The 19,208-nt window shown below is 52.7% G+C and carries 14 protein-coding genes; 4 read left to right on the top strand and 10 right to left on the bottom strand.

The window, feature by feature from the left end:
- Positions 1–14: 14 nt before the first annotated feature.
- The 7 genes from CRO33_RS01065 to wbaP all read right to left on the bottom strand — a co-directional run bounded on the left by CRO33_RS01065 (position 15) and on the right by wbaP (position 8,540).
- On the bottom strand, positions 15–1,103 hold the full coding sequence (locus CRO33_RS01065) for an acyltransferase family protein (RefSeq protein ID WP_236699772.1): 1,089 nt from the start codon (positions 1,101–1,103) through the stop codon (positions 15–17).
- Positions 1,104–1,229: 126 nt separating this feature from the next.
- A complete protein-coding gene (locus CRO33_RS01060) occupies positions 1,230–1,961 on the bottom strand; it encodes an SGNH/GDSL hydrolase family protein (protein WP_097116647.1) in 732 nt (243 codons plus the stop codon).
- 12 nt (positions 1,962–1,973) lie between these two features.
- The gene (locus CRO33_RS01055) at positions 1,974–3,110 is read right to left on the bottom strand and encodes an EpsG family protein (RefSeq protein WP_034824792.1); all 1,137 of its coding nucleotides are present in this window, start codon (positions 3,108–3,110) and stop codon (positions 1,974–1,976) included.
- Positions 3,111–3,172: 62 nt separating this feature from the next.
- Positions 3,173–5,344 (bottom strand): tyrosine-protein kinase Wzc, encoded by a 2,172-nt coding sequence (wzc, locus tag CRO33_RS01050; protein WP_097116646.1) that lies wholly within the window; start codon positions 5,342–5,344, stop codon positions 3,173–3,175.
- Positions 5,345–5,356: 12 nt separating this feature from the next.
- Positions 5,357–5,791 (bottom strand): arsenate reductase/protein-tyrosine-phosphatase family protein, encoded by a 435-nt coding sequence (locus CRO33_RS01045; protein ID WP_097116645.1) that lies wholly within the window; start codon positions 5,789–5,791, stop codon positions 5,357–5,359.
- A gap of 9 nt (positions 5,792–5,800) precedes the next feature.
- Positions 5,801–6,931 carry a polysaccharide export protein gene (locus tag CRO33_RS01040; RefSeq protein WP_097116644.1) on the bottom strand — a complete coding sequence of 377 codons (1,131 nt, stop codon included), beginning with the start codon at positions 6,929–6,931 and terminating at the stop codon, positions 5,801–5,803.
- Between the two features lie 175 nt (positions 6,932–7,106).
- Positions 7,107–8,540 (bottom strand): undecaprenyl-phosphate galactose phosphotransferase WbaP, encoded by a 1,434-nt coding sequence (wbaP, locus tag CRO33_RS01035; protein ID WP_097116643.1) that lies wholly within the window; start codon positions 8,538–8,540, stop codon positions 7,107–7,109.
- 791 nt (positions 8,541–9,331) lie between these two features.
- Between wbaP and CRO33_RS01030 the strand changes: the two genes are divergently transcribed.
- The gene (locus CRO33_RS01030; protein WP_097116642.1) at positions 9,332–10,897 is read left to right on the top strand and encodes a TerC family protein; all 1,566 of its coding nucleotides are present in this window, start codon (positions 9,332–9,334) and stop codon (positions 10,895–10,897) included.
- Between the two features lie 50 nt (positions 10,898–10,947).
- Here CRO33_RS01030 and asmA read toward each other — a convergent pair whose 3' ends face one another.
- The 3 genes from asmA to udk form a co-directional block, all read right to left on the bottom strand.
- Positions 10,948–12,750, bottom strand: coding sequence for an outer membrane assembly protein AsmA (asmA, locus tag CRO33_RS01025; protein WP_097116641.1), 1,803 nt, complete (start codon positions 12,748–12,750; stop codon positions 10,948–10,950).
- Positions 12,751–12,885: 135 nt separating this feature from the next.
- On the bottom strand, positions 12,886–13,467 hold the full coding sequence (gene dcd, locus CRO33_RS01020) for a dCTP deaminase (protein ID WP_034824828.1): 582 nt from the start codon (positions 13,465–13,467) through the stop codon (positions 12,886–12,888).
- 87 nt (positions 13,468–13,554) lie between these two features.
- Complete coding sequence (gene udk / locus CRO33_RS01015) at positions 13,555–14,193, bottom strand: uridine kinase (RefSeq protein ID WP_034824830.1); 639 nt, start codon at positions 14,191–14,193, stop codon at positions 13,555–13,557.
- A gap of 229 nt (positions 14,194–14,422) precedes the next feature.
- On the opposite strand from udk, the gene CRO33_RS01010 reads away from it, so the two are divergent.
- From CRO33_RS01010 to yegD, 3 genes are all read left to right on the top strand, one after another.
- Positions 14,423–15,037: a phosphatase PAP2 family protein gene (locus CRO33_RS01010; RefSeq protein WP_097116640.1), complete on the top strand. Its 615-nt coding sequence runs from the start codon at positions 14,423–14,425 to the stop codon at positions 15,035–15,037.
- Between the two features lie 149 nt (positions 15,038–15,186).
- Positions 15,187–17,751, top strand: coding sequence for a diguanylate cyclase (locus tag CRO33_RS01005; protein WP_097116639.1), 2,565 nt, complete (start codon positions 15,187–15,189; stop codon positions 17,749–17,751).
- A 62-nt stretch (positions 17,752–17,813) separates the two neighbouring features.
- Positions 17,814–19,166: a molecular chaperone gene (gene yegD, locus CRO33_RS01000; RefSeq protein WP_097116638.1), complete on the top strand. Its 1,353-nt coding sequence runs from the start codon at positions 17,814–17,816 to the stop codon at positions 19,164–19,166.
- Positions 19,167–19,208: the final 42 nt, after the last annotated feature.

The following is a 19,208-nucleotide window of genomic DNA, read 5'->3' as shown; positions in this document are numbered from 1 at the left end:
AATCAGTCAAATTCTTAATTTTCGGCTGCTGCTTTGGTTGCTGCTTTAGACTTACCGCCACTGCTGCCGATAAACGGTTTTTCCACCCAAAGATAGGTCATTTTTGCGACATAAAACGCCGCAACAAAGAACAGTGTAGATAACAGCGTGAACATCCAGTAATTATGCGGATATAACGTTGGTGGGATTTGCTCAATACCGTACAGCACGACGCCATGAATCAAATAGAGGCTATAGCTCACTTCACCAATCGACATCAAGGTCTTATTTTCCAGCAGTCCCATCAGCGAATTACCGCTGCTGACAATAAAGAAGATCACCGTCAGGGATATCAGGAAGAAGACATAGAAGAAGGTATTCGAGGTGAAGAACAGAGAGAAAGCTGCCAATCCAAGACTGAGGATTGCCGCACTGCGGGAATGGCGTAAACCAGCAAATCTATCGCGGAATTTATAAGCAAAATATCCCATCGCAAAGCCGAGTACCGGACGCGGATCGGTATAGGTTTTCCCATACAAACGTAATGCGACGGCAATGATGAAAATAACGCCGATGGACGAAAGGATCAGCAGGGTTTTGTATTTCCCGCGCGTTAATCGATTGAGGAAATAAATCACGGGAATAGACAAATACAGCAACCATTCCAGACGCAGCGTCCACTCCACGCCGGAGTTCACCACCGCCGTAGACATCTCGCCAACGTTGTAGCTGCCAATGAACAACAGCCATAAAACAGCATCTTTCAGCGCTTGCAACGGCGGTACCAGCGCACCTTGCAGCGCACCAATGGTAAAGATAACGAAACCTGAGAACCAAAACATCGGGACGATACGTCGAACGCGTGAACGCCAGAGTTTTCCACTCAGCTGTGCAGGGGTGAGCGTATCGTTATCCAGCCAGCGATAGAACAGGAAAGCCGAAATCATAAAGAACAGCAAGACGCCGAATTTACCCGAATTCACAAAAAAGTTGCCTTCAGAGAACCAGGCAAAATAGTTTTTATCATATATCCACGGTTGATCCAGCCCGTAGATATAATGAACAAAATGAGAAAAGGCGACAATACTGGCAAGGAAAGCACGCAGGCCAGAAATACTCTTCACGCCTTTATCATTATAAATCCCGCGATGATAAGAGCAGGCATGTAAAATGAGCAATGCAAGGCAGAACGAAACCACCATAATCATGATGTACATATCAGGATCCCTTATAAAATCGACACAACAAGGTTAGGGGCTTTGCTGCGCAAGACTTTGCTGAACAAGTGGGCTAACAATACTAAAGGTACGATCCGCTTTGGCTTTATACAGTGACTCCAGCGGATGAATACAGTCGTCAGACATCTGCGACTGCCAATCACGATCTTCTTTAATCACGCTATACTGGTGAACCACGGCAACCTGCTGCTGCTTAGCCACCTGGTTAAGTTGCCAGACGTAGGGCCAAACATTCCAACGTTCCGCTTTGCCGCAAATGGGATTCGGCTCCTGCAAAATAACCTGTTTATGGTTCTGCTTCGCCACTTCAACCAGGCGCGTGATAATCCGCCCATACTCTTCAGGGCTTTCAAGGTGCACCTTCTTATCCTTGAAAAAATAGTGTCGGGCATCGTTAATGGCGTAGTTGATCAGAACGATTTTAGCCGGGGAGGTTTTCATCAAGTCCTCCCAATGGCTTTGATCATCGCCGCCATGCGGGTACAACAACTCAGCGGCCTGCGCACCGGGCACGCCGTGGTTTTTCACCACGATGTTGACCCGATCGCCATACTGCTGTTGCAGCATTTGCGCCAATTCACCGATTTCACTGGCTTTGGTGATGCTGCTTTTACGGTCTTTGCTGATGACACCCGCAGTAGTGGAATCACCAAATGCGTCAATCTGCAACGTGCTTAAACCCGGTGCTGCCAGCGCCGCAATCGGTGCCAGCGCGAGGGCTAAAACCATCAATTTTCTCGTCATGTTACCTCTCTGTTACCTAAAGATTTTGAACTCCTGCGCCACCTCGTAGCCGACAACGGCCTGTTTCTGCGAGATGGTGTTGTAGTAGAGGTAATAAACAAGAAAGAAACTGAACATCGCGAACATCGCCGGCTTGAGCAATTGCCGTGATTGATAGATCAACGAGGTCAGTAGAATAGGCTCAACTTGCAACAGGTAGTTGGAAAGCCTTGCCCCGGATGAATAGTTATAGAAGAAGATCCTGATTGCCCCGCCCAGCGCGAAGGTCACAATCATCAGATAGTTAAAACGCCACTGCTCAGCGTTGTTGCGTTTCAATTCATCGCTGAGCATGAAATAGACAAACATACACACCAGCATGATGTTTTTAAGGTTAGAAACCGAGAAGATGCTGCCATCCGCGGTATTCGATGCTTCAGCACTGTAGCCTTCCGCCCTCTCCCCCATCGCGCCCATATGCGCACTGATCAAGCTGATAAAGTTTGTCCCGCCGAACTTCGACATCGGGATACTCAGAAAGATAATCAGCACCGGCCAATAGCGCCATTGACGGATAAACAAGAATGGCAAGACCGTAACCACCATAATTCCGGTATTGTGGCTGAAGAAAGAGAGCAGGAAAAAGCCGAACGCTCCCCAGTAACGCTTCAGATATAAACACCAGAGCACACCCAAAAACAGCGCAGAACTGAGACCAAAGCGAATCTGGTTCATGTCTTTGTTGATATAGATATGGGCGGAATACAGTGCCAGCGCGAGGATCGGGTACGGTGACATTTTGCGGAAGAACACCGCATTGGTCACCACCGCCAGAATGCTGAATACAAATAAGAAGGTGTCAGCATTACTGGAAATCAGACTGGTTAGCCAGGCGATGGCAAAAATCAGCGGCTCATAACGGAAGAGCTCCACGGTGGCGCTAAAGCCGTTGATCTGCAGACTTTGAATGAAGCCGGTATAAAATGTCCGATACTGCAGGTCATCCATGCCGGTACCCAAACCGCGAATCCCGGCAAACACAATCAGGATAGCGGTGGCAATACACAGCAGGTAGAGCATCAGACCCGAAGTGCGCTCATCTTTTTTGACAATAAGCTCACTCAATGAAATCAGAAGCAACAATCCGGATATAACCCAATAGGGTGCCATGGTGTCATTCCTTACGCAAAAAGAGGCGGCAGATGCCGCCTCTAAGTCAATAACAGGGTGCGTTAAACTTTCTGTTTATATTCGTAGTTGTAATAGTCGTAACCATAACCGTAGGAGTTCGCCGCTTTACGCACCACGGCGTTCAGGATGACACCCTTAATCTCAATACCGTTCTGCGCGAAGCGCTTGTAGCTGACATCCAACTCTTTAGTGGTGTTGGTTTCGAAACGCGCCACCATCAGCGACGTACCGGCCAACTTACCGATGATGGAAGCATCGGTCACCGCCAGAATCGGTGGGGTATCAATCAACACCAGGTCGTAGTTCTTGCTCGCCCAATCCAGTAACTCACTCATGCGACGATGCATCAGCAGTTCAGACGGGTTCGGTGGTACCTGACCGCGTGGCAGGAAATCAAAACCGTACACGCCTTTCTGAATCATGGCCGGGGAGAACTCACTCTTGCCGGACAACACATTGGAGAGACCCATTTTGTTTTCCGAACCAAGCAGCTCATGGGTATAACCACGGCGCATATCACCATCGATGAACAGCACACGCTGGCCTGCTTTCGATACCAGAGTCGCCAGGTTGGCACAGATAAAGGTTTTACCAATACCCGGGCTGGCACCGGTAATCATCAGAATGTTGTTTTTGGCTTCCATCATCGCGAAGTGCAGGCTGGTACGCAGGCTGCGAATCGCTTCGATGGAGAGGTCGGTCGGATTACCCAACGCCAGCAGCGTATTATGTGGGTCACTCTTCTCTTTGTGACCACGACGCGCCAGGGCTTCGGTATCTTTCTTACGTTGCCACTCTGACAGCGGTACGCTGGCATAGACGTTCATGCCCAGCTCTTCCAGCTGCTCAGGATTCTCAATACCGTGATGGAACAGCGCTTTCAGCAGCACCAGACCCACAGAGAGAATCAGACCCAGAATAAAGCTGGCGGCAATAATCAACAGTTTCTTCGGTGCCACCGGGCTACCGGCGGTTTCCGCACGGTCGATGATGCGCACATCACCCACGGTACTGGCTTTACTGATTCCCAGCTCTTGCTGGCGATTCAGCAACTGCATGTAGATTTCCTGACCTGACTGCACATCACGTGTCAGACGCAGAATTTCCTGTTGGGTTTGCGGCATACCGGCAATTTTCTTGTTCAGTTTTGCCTGCTCGTCTTCCAGGGTTTTGCGTTTTTCCAGCAGCGCGCGGTAAGTCGGGTGATCTTTGGTGTAGAGCTGTGACACTTCAGCTTCTTTGAAGGTCAGTTCGTTCAACTGGCTCTGCACGCTAACGGATGAGTCGAGAGCCGATTTCGCTTCCAGCGACATATCCACCGATTCATTCTGGCGGCGATAGGCGTTGAGCTTGTTCTCCGCATCATCCAGACTGCTACGCACTTGTGGCAGCTGGTTGCGCAGGAACTCCAGGCTCTTCTCAGCCTGCTCAGATTTGCGGTCAACGTTCTGCAGCAGATAGTTATTCACGATCTGATTCAGTACCTGGCTGGCACGCACCGGATCTTCATCCTGATATTCCAGACCCAACACACCGGTCGTTTTGCCTTTATCGGCGACGGTAAGTGCGTTTAACACTGCTCTGATGGCTTGCAAGTCAGTGAGTTTGGTGACGTTGAAACTGGTCCCTTCATCAGCCTGGATACCGCTGACCAGCATAGTCACTTCACCATGCTGCTCCAGCTGGCCCACGCGGCCTTTGAACAGCTCATCACCCTCGCTGGTCACGGTATAAGTCTGTGGACCGGTCACTTCCAACTGCACCGTACGCTTATCGATAGTGCGCGGAATTCCCAGGCGAGAAATGGCGATTTCAGACGGCTTGTTGCCCATCAGGCGCGACAGACCTTTACCAATCACCGGGAAGTAGTTCTGCTCCACCACGGTATCCAGACCTAAGTCATTAACCGTTTTGCCCAACACCATACGGGATTCGAGAATTTGAATCTCAGTGTCAGAAGCGGGTGTCGTTGGAATCACATCCTGCAATTCATTCAGAACAGAAGCCGTGTTTTTCTGCTCTACCTGAACCATGGCATCGGCGCTGTAAATAGGCGTTGCAAACAGTGTGTAGAGCGTTCCTGCCAACATGAAGAAGGCGGTAACGGCCACGATGATCCAGCGATGATCAATTAGCTGTCCCACAAGATGCGCCAGATCCCATCCACTCGAATCTTCTTTTGGCGCGGTCATAACCTTGTTTTTAATATTCATGGGTATTCCCAACTATCGGCTTAGTACGTTGACCCATTTCTGGGTAGCGTTTTCCAGTAACCCGTAGACCTCTTCGAAGGCCTCGCGACTTTTTTTGTACGGATCCGCAATTTCCTGCTGATTGAGCCAGTGCCCAATGAGCATGGTTTTTCCGCGTGCGGCTGGGTCGATGCGATTGACCTGCTCAACGTGGCGCTTCTCCATCACCAGAATCAGGTCATAGTCACGGCACATACTGGCCGTTAACTGCTGAGCATGATGGCCTTCCAGCGACACGCCATGTTCGGCGGCAACGTCGCTGGCGGTCTGGTCTGCCGGGAACCCCTTCAGAGCGCCTAGCCCTGCAGAAGCCACCCGAGTTGAAGGTAGCGCGCGTTGGAACAGGCGCTCCCCGGTGGGAGAGCGGCAGATATTGCCGACGCAGACGATTAACACGGACTTAATCATGCGAAAACCTTAGTTACCCCAGTTACGGAAACGTAGCGTTGCCTCGCTGGCATCATCGATACCCACGATGGTCGGCAACAGTGAGGAAATAACACGGTTCCAACGGGTAATCGGTGTCGCAGTAACGTAGACGATGTCGTACGGCTGCAGTTGGAATTCGGTGCCCATCACCATTGACGCCGCATCTTTGGTATTCAACTGATAGATGTTGGCAATTTTGGTACGGTTAGCGCCGCGAATCGGACGAATAACAAATACGCCCGTGGCGTCAGAGGTGGTTTGATCCATACCCTGCGCGTTACCCAACGCTTCAGCCAGCGTCATGCCGCTGCGGTCCATCTTAAGCGTGGACTGCTGCTTCACTTCGCCCATCACGAACACCTTCAGGTCATCGTTACGTGGAACGTAAAGAATATCGCCTGGATACAGCAGATGGTTCTGGCTCAGGTCGCCGTTTTGCATTAGCGCTTGTAGAGAGATGCGCTGCTCTTTGCCCTGATGCGTCAGCACCACATTACGCCAGTCAGCATCGGCGGCTAAGCCACCTGCGGCGTTAACGGCATCCAGTACAGTAAGCGGGACGTTAGTGATCGCCTGCTGACCGGAGGTGGTCACCGAACCGGTCACGTAGGTTTTCTGTGAGCGGAAGGCTGCGACGTTGACATCCACCTGCGGGCTTTCAATGAACTGCGCAAGGCGGCGCGCAATTTCAGCACGGATTTCCGTAACGGTGCGGCCGGCGACACGCACTTTACCGATGTACGGGTAGAAAATAGTGCCATCGGCCTGCACCCAGTTACCGGTGTCACTGGCGCTACGATACTGACCGGCTGGTGTGGTCAATTCCGGGTGGTCCCAGACAGTAACGTTCAGGACATCGCCGATGCCTACACGATATTCGTAGCTCTGAATTTCGGTTTGCAGCGCCGGGTTGGCCTGCGCAACCAGTGGCCTTGGTCGCATCTGTTCAACCAGACGCGGCGTCAGCGGGAAGACATTTACGTATTTGTCGATGTCATAGTTGCTATCCTGTTGCTCAATGACATCTTTTCCGCTAGTGGAAAGGTGCGAACCTGGTTCGATGGTGCACCCGGAGAGAAAAGTCGCGGATACCAATAAAGGTATCAATTTAATTTTCATTATCATCTGATTCTTCGCTATCAGTTAATGATTGATAGAGGCGAAAACGCCGCTGTGTAGCGTCTTATAAAAAATAAAACTGACGGGTTAAACACTGAAACTGTGGGTCATTATCATGCGCTCCCTTGGTTTTATTCAGACGGGGATAATGATTTCGTCCCCTGCCCTTCTGGTATCAATAAGCACCATCGCGTTTCAGCACGACACCCACTGTCTTAAACAGGATCGCGATGTCATTCCATAGCGACCAGTTTTTGACATACCACGAATCGAAATAGACGCGCGTTTCATAGTCAACGTCGTTACGACCGCTAACCTGCCACAATCCCGTCATGCCGGGTTTCGCCATCAGGTAATAATCAACATCACCGGCATAACGACAGAGTTCGTCTTCAATCACTGGACGTGGGCCCACCAGGCTCATGTCGCCGCGTACCACATTCCACAGCTGCGGCAGTTCATCCAGACTGGTTTTACGGATGAAGTGGCCAACTTTGGTAATACGCGGGTCATTCTTCAGTTTGAAATCTTTATCCCACTCGGCGCGAGCGACCGGATCGGTGCGCAGGACTTCCTCCAGCACCTCTTTCGAGTTGATCACCATCGAACGGAATTTAAGGCATTTGAATTTACGTCCGTTCATGCCGACACGTTCATGACCGTAAATCGGTGGGCCGCCATCGCGTCCAACCATAAAGCCGAGGACCAGCAGCGCCGGTGACAGCGCAATAATGATGCTGAGTGCGCCGACGATGTCGAAAGCACGTTTCAGGAAGCGCGAAGTGCGTTTCGCCAGATTATTGTTCACGCGCAGAATCATCACTTCATGGCTGAAGATGTAGGCCATGTCGGTACCATAAAGGGGCACGCCGCGCAGAGTTGGAATCACTGAGACTGAACGGCAGTTATGCATTGCCAGCATTTTCAGCCAGTTGTCACGATGCTGGCTCTGTTCAAACTCCACAGCCACGATGAACTGGGTTTCGCTGTGCGTCAGCTGCCACAGCTCTTGTTCATTGTGCAGTACCGGTACGCCAGAGATGCTGGCCTGCGGGCAACTGCCATCAACATCGAAGAACGCAATGACATCAAACCCCATCACCTCTTCGCTCTGCAGCGCCTGCCAGGCTTCTTCAGCATTACGGCTGCTACCGATGATGATGGTTTGTTTTTTCCACATACCGAAGTGATTCAGTACGCGTTTAGAGATGGCGCGCGCCAGCGGAATTAATATCAACGCCAGAATCCAGGTGGTCACCCAGACAAAGCGCGACATCTGCCATTGCGATAATGCTGAAATTGACAAATCGATGACAGAGAAAATAAGAATGGTACGAAATATCTCTTTCAGCTCAAACCAGAATGGCTTGCGATAGGTGTAATGACGCAGGCGAACCCAGAACCAGCCTACGCAAATAATCGATAAACAAACGTGGGTGGCGATTTTTAAGTGCAGGTATTTTTCAGATATATCTGCCAGTGGAGAATCTGTGAACGAATTAATCACCGCCAGAGCAATAAACAATGCCGCGTTGAAACAAATTAAATCCGAGCACGCCAGTAAAATTTTAGTGAGGAGACTTTTATATGTAATTTGGTTATCGCGCATATTTAACTCTTTTATTTTATTTCCCTAATCCCTAACGCCTCTGCCCTGTGTAATAAATGAGCGATATATCCACTGCTAACGGGGAGGCAATCTGCGGCAAACGCTCCGGTGTTTATGCCAATTCTCTTTTTAGTAAAGCCAAAGAATTGCAATAAATACCAACAGATTAGTCTGACTTCCCTTGCCACGATTTAGCCCTAATCTGAACGGAGAAAAGCACTTCAGGCACGCTACCGCCCTTGGCTGTCGCTGCCAATACCGCTGCAATCGCATCTATTTTCATCGCATTCACTGAGATTATTCTTAGCCAGCGGCAGGCTAATCCCGTGCACGATCACAATTCATAACATTAAGAAGCTAAACAGCGCGCTATTAACAACTTCGGCGCAGACATTTACTAACACGTTGCTATACTAGTTATTACTGGCTTGTTTACAAGTAGGCCCCGTGTCCCCTGCACTATTTTAGGAAAAAGACTACCAGCCATAAGTATTGATGCCATCCCTTTCAGCCCATTCCTGCGTAAAATTCAGAATAATTCGATACTCACCTTCGGACTGCTTCGCATTAAAAACGTACGCTTGCGCGTGAATATTAGAATTAATCGTCACTATCACGATGCGGTGAAGTTTATCCATACATTCATCTTATCGATGAAATGTACCTTCTCAGAATATGCCTAAAACTCCGGGCAACAGGGTGATATCGCGCGATTTGCCTCATTTGTACCTTGCCTGCTGATTCACTATCATCAGACAAAACGCATTTTCAGACATTCAGGTGATGAAAGCATGATGGAGTGGATCCTCGATCCGTCGCTCTGGGCAGGGTTAGTCACGCTAATCGTTCTCGAGCTGGTGCTGGGTATTGATAATCTGGTTTTTATTGCCATCCTGGTCGAAAAGTTACCGCCTGCGGCGCGTGACCGGGCGCGCGTAATCGGTTTGCTGTTGGCGTTGCTGTTGCGACTGGTGTTGCTGGCATCGCTTTCCTGGCTGGTGACTCTCACGCAACCGCTATTTACCCTGTTCCAGCACAATTTCAGCGCCCGCGATCTATTGCTGCTCTCCGGCGGGCTGTTTCTTCTTTATAAAGCCACGACGGAACTCAATAGTCGTCTGGAAGGCAGCGACGAAGAGAGCGGTCAAAGTAAGAACGGTGCTAAATTCTGGCCAGTGGTCGCGCAAATTGTGGTGCTGGATGCCATCTTCTCGCTTGATGCGGTGATTACCGCTGTAGGCATGGTGAACGAACTGCCGGTGATGATGGCGGCGGTCACCATTGCCATTTTACTCATGCTGCTGGCGAGTAAGCCGCTCACGCGCTTTGTGAATGGTCATCCAACCATTGTGATTCTCTGCCTGAGTTTCCTGCTGATGATTGGCTTCAGTCTGGTGGCGGAAGGCCTCGGCTTTATTATTCCGAAGGGCTATCTCTACGCGGCGATTGGTTTCTCAATCGTGATCGAGATGTTTAATCAGCTGGCGCTGTTTAATCGCCGCCGCTTCCTCACCGCCGGACGCCCGCTGCGCCAGCGTACCTCTGAAGCCGTGCTGCGCATATTGCGCGGTGAAGCCCAGCGCGCCGAACTGGACGCCGATACCGCCTCATTGATCAGCGACAGTGATGAAGGTGCGTTATTCAATCGCCAGGAGCGGCGCATGATTGCCCGCGTACTCGGTTTAGGGCAGCGGCAGATCAGCAGCATCATGACGTCACGCCACGATATTGAGCACATCGATCTGAGTGAAGATCCCGCCGCGATCATGGCTAAGCTGGATAACAATCAGCACACCCGCATCCTGATTACCGAACGCGGGCACGATCCGCTCGGCGTGGTGCATGTGATTGATTTGCTCCATCAGTCGCTGCACAGCCATTCTCTCGATTTACGTGCTTTGGTGAAACAGCCGCTGATCTTTCCCGAACGCCTGACGTTATTGCAGGCACTGGAGCAGTTCCGCCACGCCCGCACCCATTTTGCGTTTGTGGTCGATGAGTTTGGATCGGTGGAAGGCGTGGTCACCCTGAGTGACCTGATGGAAACCATCGCCGGGAATCTGCCGAATGAAGGTGAGGAGATTGATGCGCGTTATGATATCCAGCCGTTGCCGCATGGAGGTTGGGTGGCGAACGGACATATTCCTCTGGAAGATTTGGCAGCCTATGTGCATTTGCCACTGGATGAGAAACGTAATTACCACACGCTGGCCGGATTATTAATGGACAGCCTGCAACATGTGCCAGAAGAGGGAGAAGAGTTACAGGTAGGGGATTATTTATTGCGCACGCTGCAGGTGGAAAATCATCGGGTACAGAAAGTGGAGATTGTGCCCGCGCCTGAGCTGGCAAGGTAACCAACGCCGTTATGCCTAATCAAACCAGGCATAACGGCATTTTACGTGGATTAAGGTTGTTGTACCTCAGGCTTTTGGCGATCCAGCCACTCGTTAAGGCGCGACTTCGCTTCACTCTGCAACTGCTGGCGCACCACATCGTCAACCGGCAGTGAGTACTGCAAGTTGTTCCAGCCACCGTACATCCGCAGTGGAATTGCCTGGCCATTGAGCAGAGTCGCTAACTTATCGTCGCCTTTCCAGCCGCGCAGCATCATATGGAAGGTGACGTCGAGCTGTTGGTTCACCACATCAACCGTGCCTTTGGTCTGCACTGCCAGCCGGTTACTGCCACCCTGCAGATCTGGCATGACAACCTTGCCCTGATTCAGGCTAATACGACCGCTCAACTGCTGAATCCCCTGTTCGTCCGGCTCATCATTGGTCACGCTATTGCTCACGCGCGCCACGGCACGGCGCACCATCTGTTGCAGATTAAGTTGGGCGAGTTGCAGGTTGGTGGCCTCCAGCTCGGCATTACCCTGCCAGTTACGCTTCGCTTCATCCACGCTCAGGCCCGTGCCGCTGAGATCGCCTTTCAGGGAGACCGTGCCCTGCAAACTCTCCGGCAGTTCCAGCGCTTTCATTAAGGGTGCAATGGCGATGTTTTCGATCTCCGGCTGCAAGGCGACTTTCGTCACCGGCTGGCGGATATCAATGCTGCCCGGGATCGAGAAGTGCCCATCACCAATTTTCCCCTGCAGTTTGTTCAGGATCATCAACCCTTCCTGATTGCTGGCATCGATCTGCAGATTGCTCAGCGTCAATCCGCGCCACACGCTGGAATCCGCATTCAGACTCAGCGTTAAATCCATCAGATTTAACGGCGAGTCAGCGTTGGTACGCGTGCGTGGTTCAGCAATCACCGGCGTGCGCGTCACGCTGGCGTGCTGTGGGGTGCTGTTGTCGCTGGCGGGCGCGCTGGCCATCAGATTATCAAGATTCAATGTCGTGGCGTGTAAAGCCAGATTGAGCTGCTGCGGCAACATTAAACGCCCTTCGGCACTGCCATCCAGCGTGCTGTCGTTGGCCGTCAGCTGCATCTTTTGCAACGAGAATTGCTGTTTATCGGCATTCCACTCACCCTGCCCGCTTAGCGCCCCTTTGATGCCCTGCGGCGGGAGGTTAGCGCCGTCCAGCGTGTAATCCATCTCTTCTATCTGCCCCACCAGCCGATGCGGATACTGCGCCACATTCATCTGCCCTTTAAGGTTGACGCTAACATTGCGCTGATTGCGTGAAATGCGCGTGGCGAGTTCGATGCTGGCATTTTTGCTGGCATCCTGATCGAGGTTGAGATTGAGATTACGGAAGTTATATTCATCGCCACCGGGCTGCTGCCAGATCATCAGACTGTCGGCGAGGCGCAGTTTAGCAATGTCGAATGACCAACCATTGGTCCGCGTCACCACCGGTTCCGCGTCCGTGGGCGCCACCGGTGAACCGCTCGGTTTCTGGGCGGCGCTATCAGGCGTGACCCGAATGACGGCATTTTTCAGCATCACCTGGCTGACGCTTAGCTGATGCGACAGTAGCGGCCAGAGGTTGACATCCAGACGCATATTTTCTGCAGTGACCATCGGCTGGCTGGCGCCAGGTGCGGTCAAGCTCATGCGCCCGGCGAGAATACTGAGTTGCGGCCAGACGTGCCAGCGCAGGCCACCGCTGACTTCAAGTTGATAACCACTGCGCTGTTCTACCTGCTGTACCATATAGGTACGAAAGTCGTTGGGATTGACCAGCAACACCAGTGCCGTCATGCCCGCCACGACCACCACTAACAGGATGGCCAGCGTCGTTATCACTCTTCTCATAATCCCTCATCACCGTCATTCTTCATGCTGCAGCGGCGTTGGCTGCGTTCATTTACCCCAGTCACACACTGATGACAGCTACCGGGGATTCACCCTCTTACCGCTTTGCCGCACGTTGAATCATTTAGGCGAACATCAGTCTTTGTCGATACGACTGGCATCGGCACCCTGCTGACCACGATATTTTGCATCTTCGCGGCGGTTATAAGGGCGTGCCGCAGGGCCAGACAACGGTTCAAAGCTCAATGCGCCAATCAGCATACCCGGACGCAGCGCCAGCGGCAGCTTTCCGGAGTTGTAGAATTCCAGCACAATGCGGCCCTGCCAGCCTGGATCGATACGGTGTGCCGTCACGTGCACCATCAAGCCCAGACGCGCCAGCGAGGAGCGGCCATCCAGCCAACCCACCAGATCATCCGGAATCGTGACCGATTCCAGCGTCACTGCCAGCGCTAACTCACCCGGATGCAGGAAGAACGCTTCCCCTTCCGGCAGCACAATCTCATCGCTCATTACGCGATCCAGTGCGGCGCTGACTTCGTGTTTTGGACCACTCAAATCAATAAATGGCGCAGTGTGACCACTGAAGGTGCGGAACTGATTGCCGAGGCGCACGTCCACGGTTGCGCCATTAATGCGCTCAACCGGTGGGCGCGGATCAATCGCCAGTTTACCGTTGTCGAGCCAGGCTTCAATGTCGCGATCGCATAATCTCATCGCAGAGTCTCCATGCTTTAAGTGTAGCGAAAGGTCGCCACTGTTGTGACAACCTTCACGCGTCACGTCCATCCGGACGCAGTATTTTCAAAGATATTGGTTAATCTTGGCTTTGAGAATATCGATGGCGATGCGGTTCTTCCCGCCACGCGGCACGATAATGTCAGCGTATTGTTTGGAAGGCTCGATAAACTGCAGGAACATTGGACGCACGGTCTTCTGATACTGGCTCATCACCGAATCCATGGAACGACCACGCTCATTCACATCGCGCTTCATGCGACGCATCAGACAGATATCCAGCGGGGTATCTACGAAGATAGAGAAGTTCATCTCCTGACGCAGACGCGCATCGGTCAGCAGCAGAATGCCCTCAAGGATGATCACTTTTTTCGGCTTAAGATGAATACAGTCACTGGTGCGCGTGTGTTCAACGTAGCTATAAACCGGCAACTCAATATCCTGACCCGCCTTTAACGCGCGCAGATGCTGCAACAGCAGATCGTGGTCCATCGCGCTGGGATGGTCATAGTTGGTTTTCACCCTCTCTTCCATGGTGAGGTGGCTCTGATCTTTGTAGTAGGCATCTTCGGGGATCACACCGATATGCTCGTCACCGACCTGGTCACGGATTTCACGATAGAGCGTGCTGGCAATAAGACTTTTTCCGGATGCGGATGCACCTGCGATGCCAACGATCACGCACTGATGAGACTTGTCAGTCATACTTTTTTAAGACCTGATAACTGGAGCCAATTGAAGCCGAAACCGCAATGGGCCGATTGAGAGGGTTAGTTGGCGGCAATTATAGGTATTTCACCTGTTTGATGCCAGAGAAATGGGCCCGCCGCTTTTCAGAATATCCCCTTTTGCAGCCAGATGCTTAATCGATACACTGTTCTCCTGCCTGAGTGGTGTACCCCCCAGGTTGACTCAATAAAGCCCAAGGAAAAATATGAGTTGGAAAACCCTGACCTATTTTGGTGACAGCATGTTGCTGATCCCGACCGCCGTGATTATCGCGCTGGTGTTGCAGTGGAAAAGCGACAACCGCCAGACTGTCTGGTATTGGCTGCTCGCTTTTGGCCTGGCGGGCCTGCTGGTTAGCCTGTCTAAAATCCTGTTTCTTGGGTTTGGCATTGGCAGCGCCAGATTTAACTTCACCGGATTCAGCGGCCACAGCGCCATGTCAGCAACGCTCTGGCCGGTGATGATGTGGCTGGTTTCAGGCCGTTTTCCGACCTTTTGGCGCACACTGACCATTGGTATTGGCTATCTGATCCCGATGATGGTCGGCCTGTCTCGCCTCGTGATCCACGCGCACTCCTTCAGTGAAGTGCTCACCGGCCTGATGCTGGGCTTTACGCTGAGCAGTGCATTCCTGTTGACACAGCGCCGCACCGCTCTGAAGGGCTTCAGCCTGGCGCAAGTGTGTGTCGCCCTGCTGGTGCCGCTGGTGTTGATGAGTCATGGCCGCGTGGCCACCACGCAGCAATTTCTTGAACGTTTTTCCGCCCATCTCGCCGGATTAGAAAAACCCTATACGCGCGCCGATCTGTTTCGCGATTAATCATTTTTCTGTCAGGGCCAAAACTTTCATTGAATCAGGGCTAAACTAGATTCTGCGCAGACATCTTAGACAGATGTGCTAGCATGCAAAACAGAGAATGATTGGCGCATTTTTCGACGTGTAACGAATGCGCGCTGCTGGATTCGTGCATGACCCTGGAAATATTAACCTCACAGGATAGACCGCAAAGAAAATGGCTCAACGCACTGTTTTTGGGTGCATTGGCCTTTTTACTGACGCTGTTTTGTCTCGAACTGATTGTGGTCAGCGGACGCATTTCCCCGCTTTGGTACTCCACCGCCCTGATGACGGTGGTGGTTTTTCGTGCCCCCTCAAAACATGTTCCGCTGCTGCTGCTCAGCTGTGTCATCGGCACCTCGCTGGCCAATTTAATCGTCATCGGTCCGGCGCTGAGCAACCTTAAATTTGCCATCCTGAATATGGTGCAGGCCATTCTCGGCGGCCTGATGTTGCGCGCGCTGCTGGATCGCAGAAATCCCCTGAATTCGCTGCTCGATTGGGTGCGATTTGCCGTCTGCGCCGGGTTGATTGCGCCGCTGATTGGCGGTGTGGTGGCCGTCTGGATGCTGCAGGTGGGGCATCGTGCGTCGTTGCCCTTCTTTTCTACCTGGGTGATCTCCGAAGTGATTGGCGTGCTGGCATTCGGCCCCGTGCTGTTGTTATGGCCCAACAAGCCGCTGCGTCAATTAATCACCCCCGGTCGTCAGCTGGAAACGCTGCTGACACTGATCGTCACCCTACTGGCCAGCTATTTGTCGCTGCGTTTTCTGCCGTGGCCTTTCACCTTTATTGTGGTCATCCTGTTTTGGTGCGCGGTGCGGCTACCGAAGTTCGAAGCCTTTTTACTGTTCTTTCTCAATGCCAGTTTTATCTCCATTCTGCTGGCATTCAGTTTCGTTAACCTGGCACAGACCGGTCTGTTACTCGGCCAGGTCAGCACCTGGTTACCATTCCTGTTAGTGCTGCTACCCAGTCATGTGATGGCGCTGGTGATGGATGCGTTCCAGCGCGAAAAGCATCATATCAGCGAGAAGGAGACCCGCTTCCGCCATGCGATGGAGTATTCGGCGATTGGCATGGCGCTGGTGTCGCCCAATGGCGGCTGGCAGCAGGTCAATCAATCGCTATGTCACACGCTGGGCTTTCCGGCTGACGAGCTGAAAAAACTCACTTTCCAGCAGATTACCCATCCTGATGATCTCAACAGCGACCTGCAACAGCTGGAGCGTTTGGTGGCGGGTGACATCATGAGCTACACCTTGGAGAAGCGCTATTTCCGCAAAGATGGCGAAATTGTCTGGGCGCGCCTCACGGTTTCTATGGTGCGCGATGCTGAAGACCAGCCGCTCTATTTTATTGCGCAGATAGTCGATATTTCTGAACTCAAACAGAGTGAACAAGTGAATCGCCGCCTGATGGAACGCATCACGCTGGCTAACGAGGCGGGCGGTATCGGCGTATGGGAGTGGAACCTGCTGAGCGGTGAGATGCTGTGGGACAAGCGCATGTACGAGCTATTTGCGCTCGGTCCGCATCAGGTGCCCACCTATGACGTGTGGTTGCATCTGATAGAACCAACAGAACGCGAAACGGCCGCACTCATCGTGCAGCAGGCGATTGAACAGCGCAGCGCTTTCCAAATGGAATACCGTGTCAATCTGCCCAGTGGCTCGCGCTATGTGCGCACCGAGGCTAACCGCATTCTCAGCCAGGATGGTCAAATCGAACGCATGCTCGGCATCTGTCAGGACATTACACCACTGCGCGCGCTCAACGAAGCACTATTCCAGGAAAAAGAGCGTATGGCGATCACCCTCGATTCGATTGGCGAAGCGGTGATAAGTACCGACGATGAGATGCGCGTGACCTTTATGAACCCGGTGGCCGAAACGCTGAGCGGCTGGCCTCAGGAAAAAGCGGCGGGAGTGGCGTTAAGCGAGCTGTTAAATATCACGCGTGGTGCTAACGGTCCGCGCGTAGAGAATTTACTGCTGTGTAACTTGCCGGGCATAAAAACCTCACCCGACCTGGAAGAAGAGCTGGTGCTGCACACGCCGGAGGGTGTGCAGGTGGAAATTCACTACAGCATTACCCCTTTGAAAACCCTCACCGGCGCCAGCATCGGTGCGGTGATGGTTATTCAGGATGTCAGTGAATCACGCAAAATGATGAAACGCCTCAGCTACAGTGCTTCACACGATATGCTGACGCGGCTACCGAATCGCCATAGCTTTGAACAGCAACTCAAACGCGTGGTGAACGATGCTGCGGCCAACAACACTCAGCATGTGCTGGTGTTTATCGATCTGGATAAATTCAAAGCGGTGAATGACAACGCAGGTCATGCGGCAGGCGACGCCCTGCTGCGTGAACTGGCGGAGTTGATGCAAAAACACCTGCGCAGCAGCGATCTGCTGGCGCGTTTGGGCGGCGATGAATTTGGCGTATTGCTACCGAACAGTCACGTTGACCAGGTGCGCGAGGTGGTTCAGCGTATTGTCACTTCGGTCAACGAATACACTTTCCTGTGGCACGATCATCCTTATCATGTGGGCGCCAGCGCCGGGATCACGCAGATTGATCAGCACAACTGCATCCGCAATGTGGTGATGTCACAGGCGGATGTCGCCTGCTATAGCGCGAAACATGCGGGCCGTGGTCAATATCACGTTTATCAGGAAGTACAAATGTGATCATTGCCAGCCCGCGCTGGCTGCGCTAAAGTCGCCCCCTTTTTTCTGGCATGGGGGATAAAATGTTCATCGGATTCGATTACGGCACGGCCAACTGTTCTATCGCGGTCAGCGATAACGGTACACCGCGCCTGCTGACACTGGAGAAGGGTCAGCGCCTGCTTCCCTCCATGATTTGTGCACCCACGCGTGAAGCAATCAGCGAATGGCTGCACCGCCATCATCAGGTGCCGACACCGGATACAGAGGGTACCGCGCTGCTTCAGCGCGCACTGCGTTACAACCGTGAAGAAGATATCGATGTCACGCCAGGCAGCGTGCAGTTCGGCCTGACCGCGCTGCAACAATATATGGTCGATCCGGAAGAAGTGTGGTTCGTGAAATCACCGAAATCCTTCCTTGGTGCCAACGGCTTAAAACCACAGCAAATCGCCTTCTTCGAAGATCTGGTGTGCGCCATGATGCTGCACATTCGCCAGCAGGGCGAAACCCAACTCGACCGTCCGATTGAGCAAGCCGTGATCGGCCGCCCGATCAACTTCCAGGGCCTTGGCGGCGAAGAGGCAAACCAGCAGGCGCAGGGTATTCTGTTGCGTGCAGCGAAGCGTGCGGGTTTCCGCGACGTGGAATTCCAGTTTGAACCGGTTGCCGCCGGGCTGGACTTTGAAGCAACGTTAGAGAAAGAAACGCGCGTGCTGGTGGTCGATATCGGCGGCGGAACCACCGACTGCTCGATGCTGTTGATGGGTCCAGAGTGGCGCAATAAAACCGACCGCCGCGAAAGTTTACTGGGCCATTCAGGTTGCCGCGTGGGCGGTAACGATCTGGATATTATCCTCGCGTTCAAAACCCTGATGCCTTTACTGGGTCTGGGCGGTAACACGCAAAAAGGCACCGCCCTGCCCGCACTGCCGTGGTGGAACGCGGTGGCGATTAACGATGTTCCGGCGCAAAGCGACTTCTACTCTGCCGCGAGCGGTAAACTGCTGCGCGATTTGATTCGCGATGCAGAGCAAGGTGACAAAGTGGCGCACCTGCTGAAAGTGTGGCAGCAGAAGCTGAGTTATCGTCTGGTGCGTGCGGCGGAAGAGAGCAAAATCGCCTTGTCCGAATTGCCGGAAACCGAAGCGTCGCTGGCGTTTATCGCCCAGTCACTGCAGGCTGATATCAGCGCCACGCAACTGGAAGAAGCCATCAACCAGCCACTGGAGCGCATCCTGGAGCAGGTGCATCTGGCACTCGCCACCTGTGAAACCAAACCGGAAGTGATCTACCTGACCGGCGGCAGTGCGCGTTCGCCAGTGCTGCGTGCGGCATTGCAGCAGGCCTTGCCGGACACGCCAATTGCGGGTGGTGATGACTTTGGCTCAGTGACCGCCGGTCTGGCGCGCTGGGCAGAAGTGATGTTCCGTTAATCGCAACCGCGACCTGCACCCTCGGCCACCGCACAAGCGACT

The sequence above is a fragment of the Pantoea sp. GL120224-02 genome, from assembly GCF_900215395.1.
Classification (GTDB): domain Bacteria; phylum Pseudomonadota; class Gammaproteobacteria; order Enterobacterales; family Enterobacteriaceae; genus Pantoea; species Pantoea communis.
This window is presented reverse-complemented; position numbering and strand designations above follow the sequence as displayed.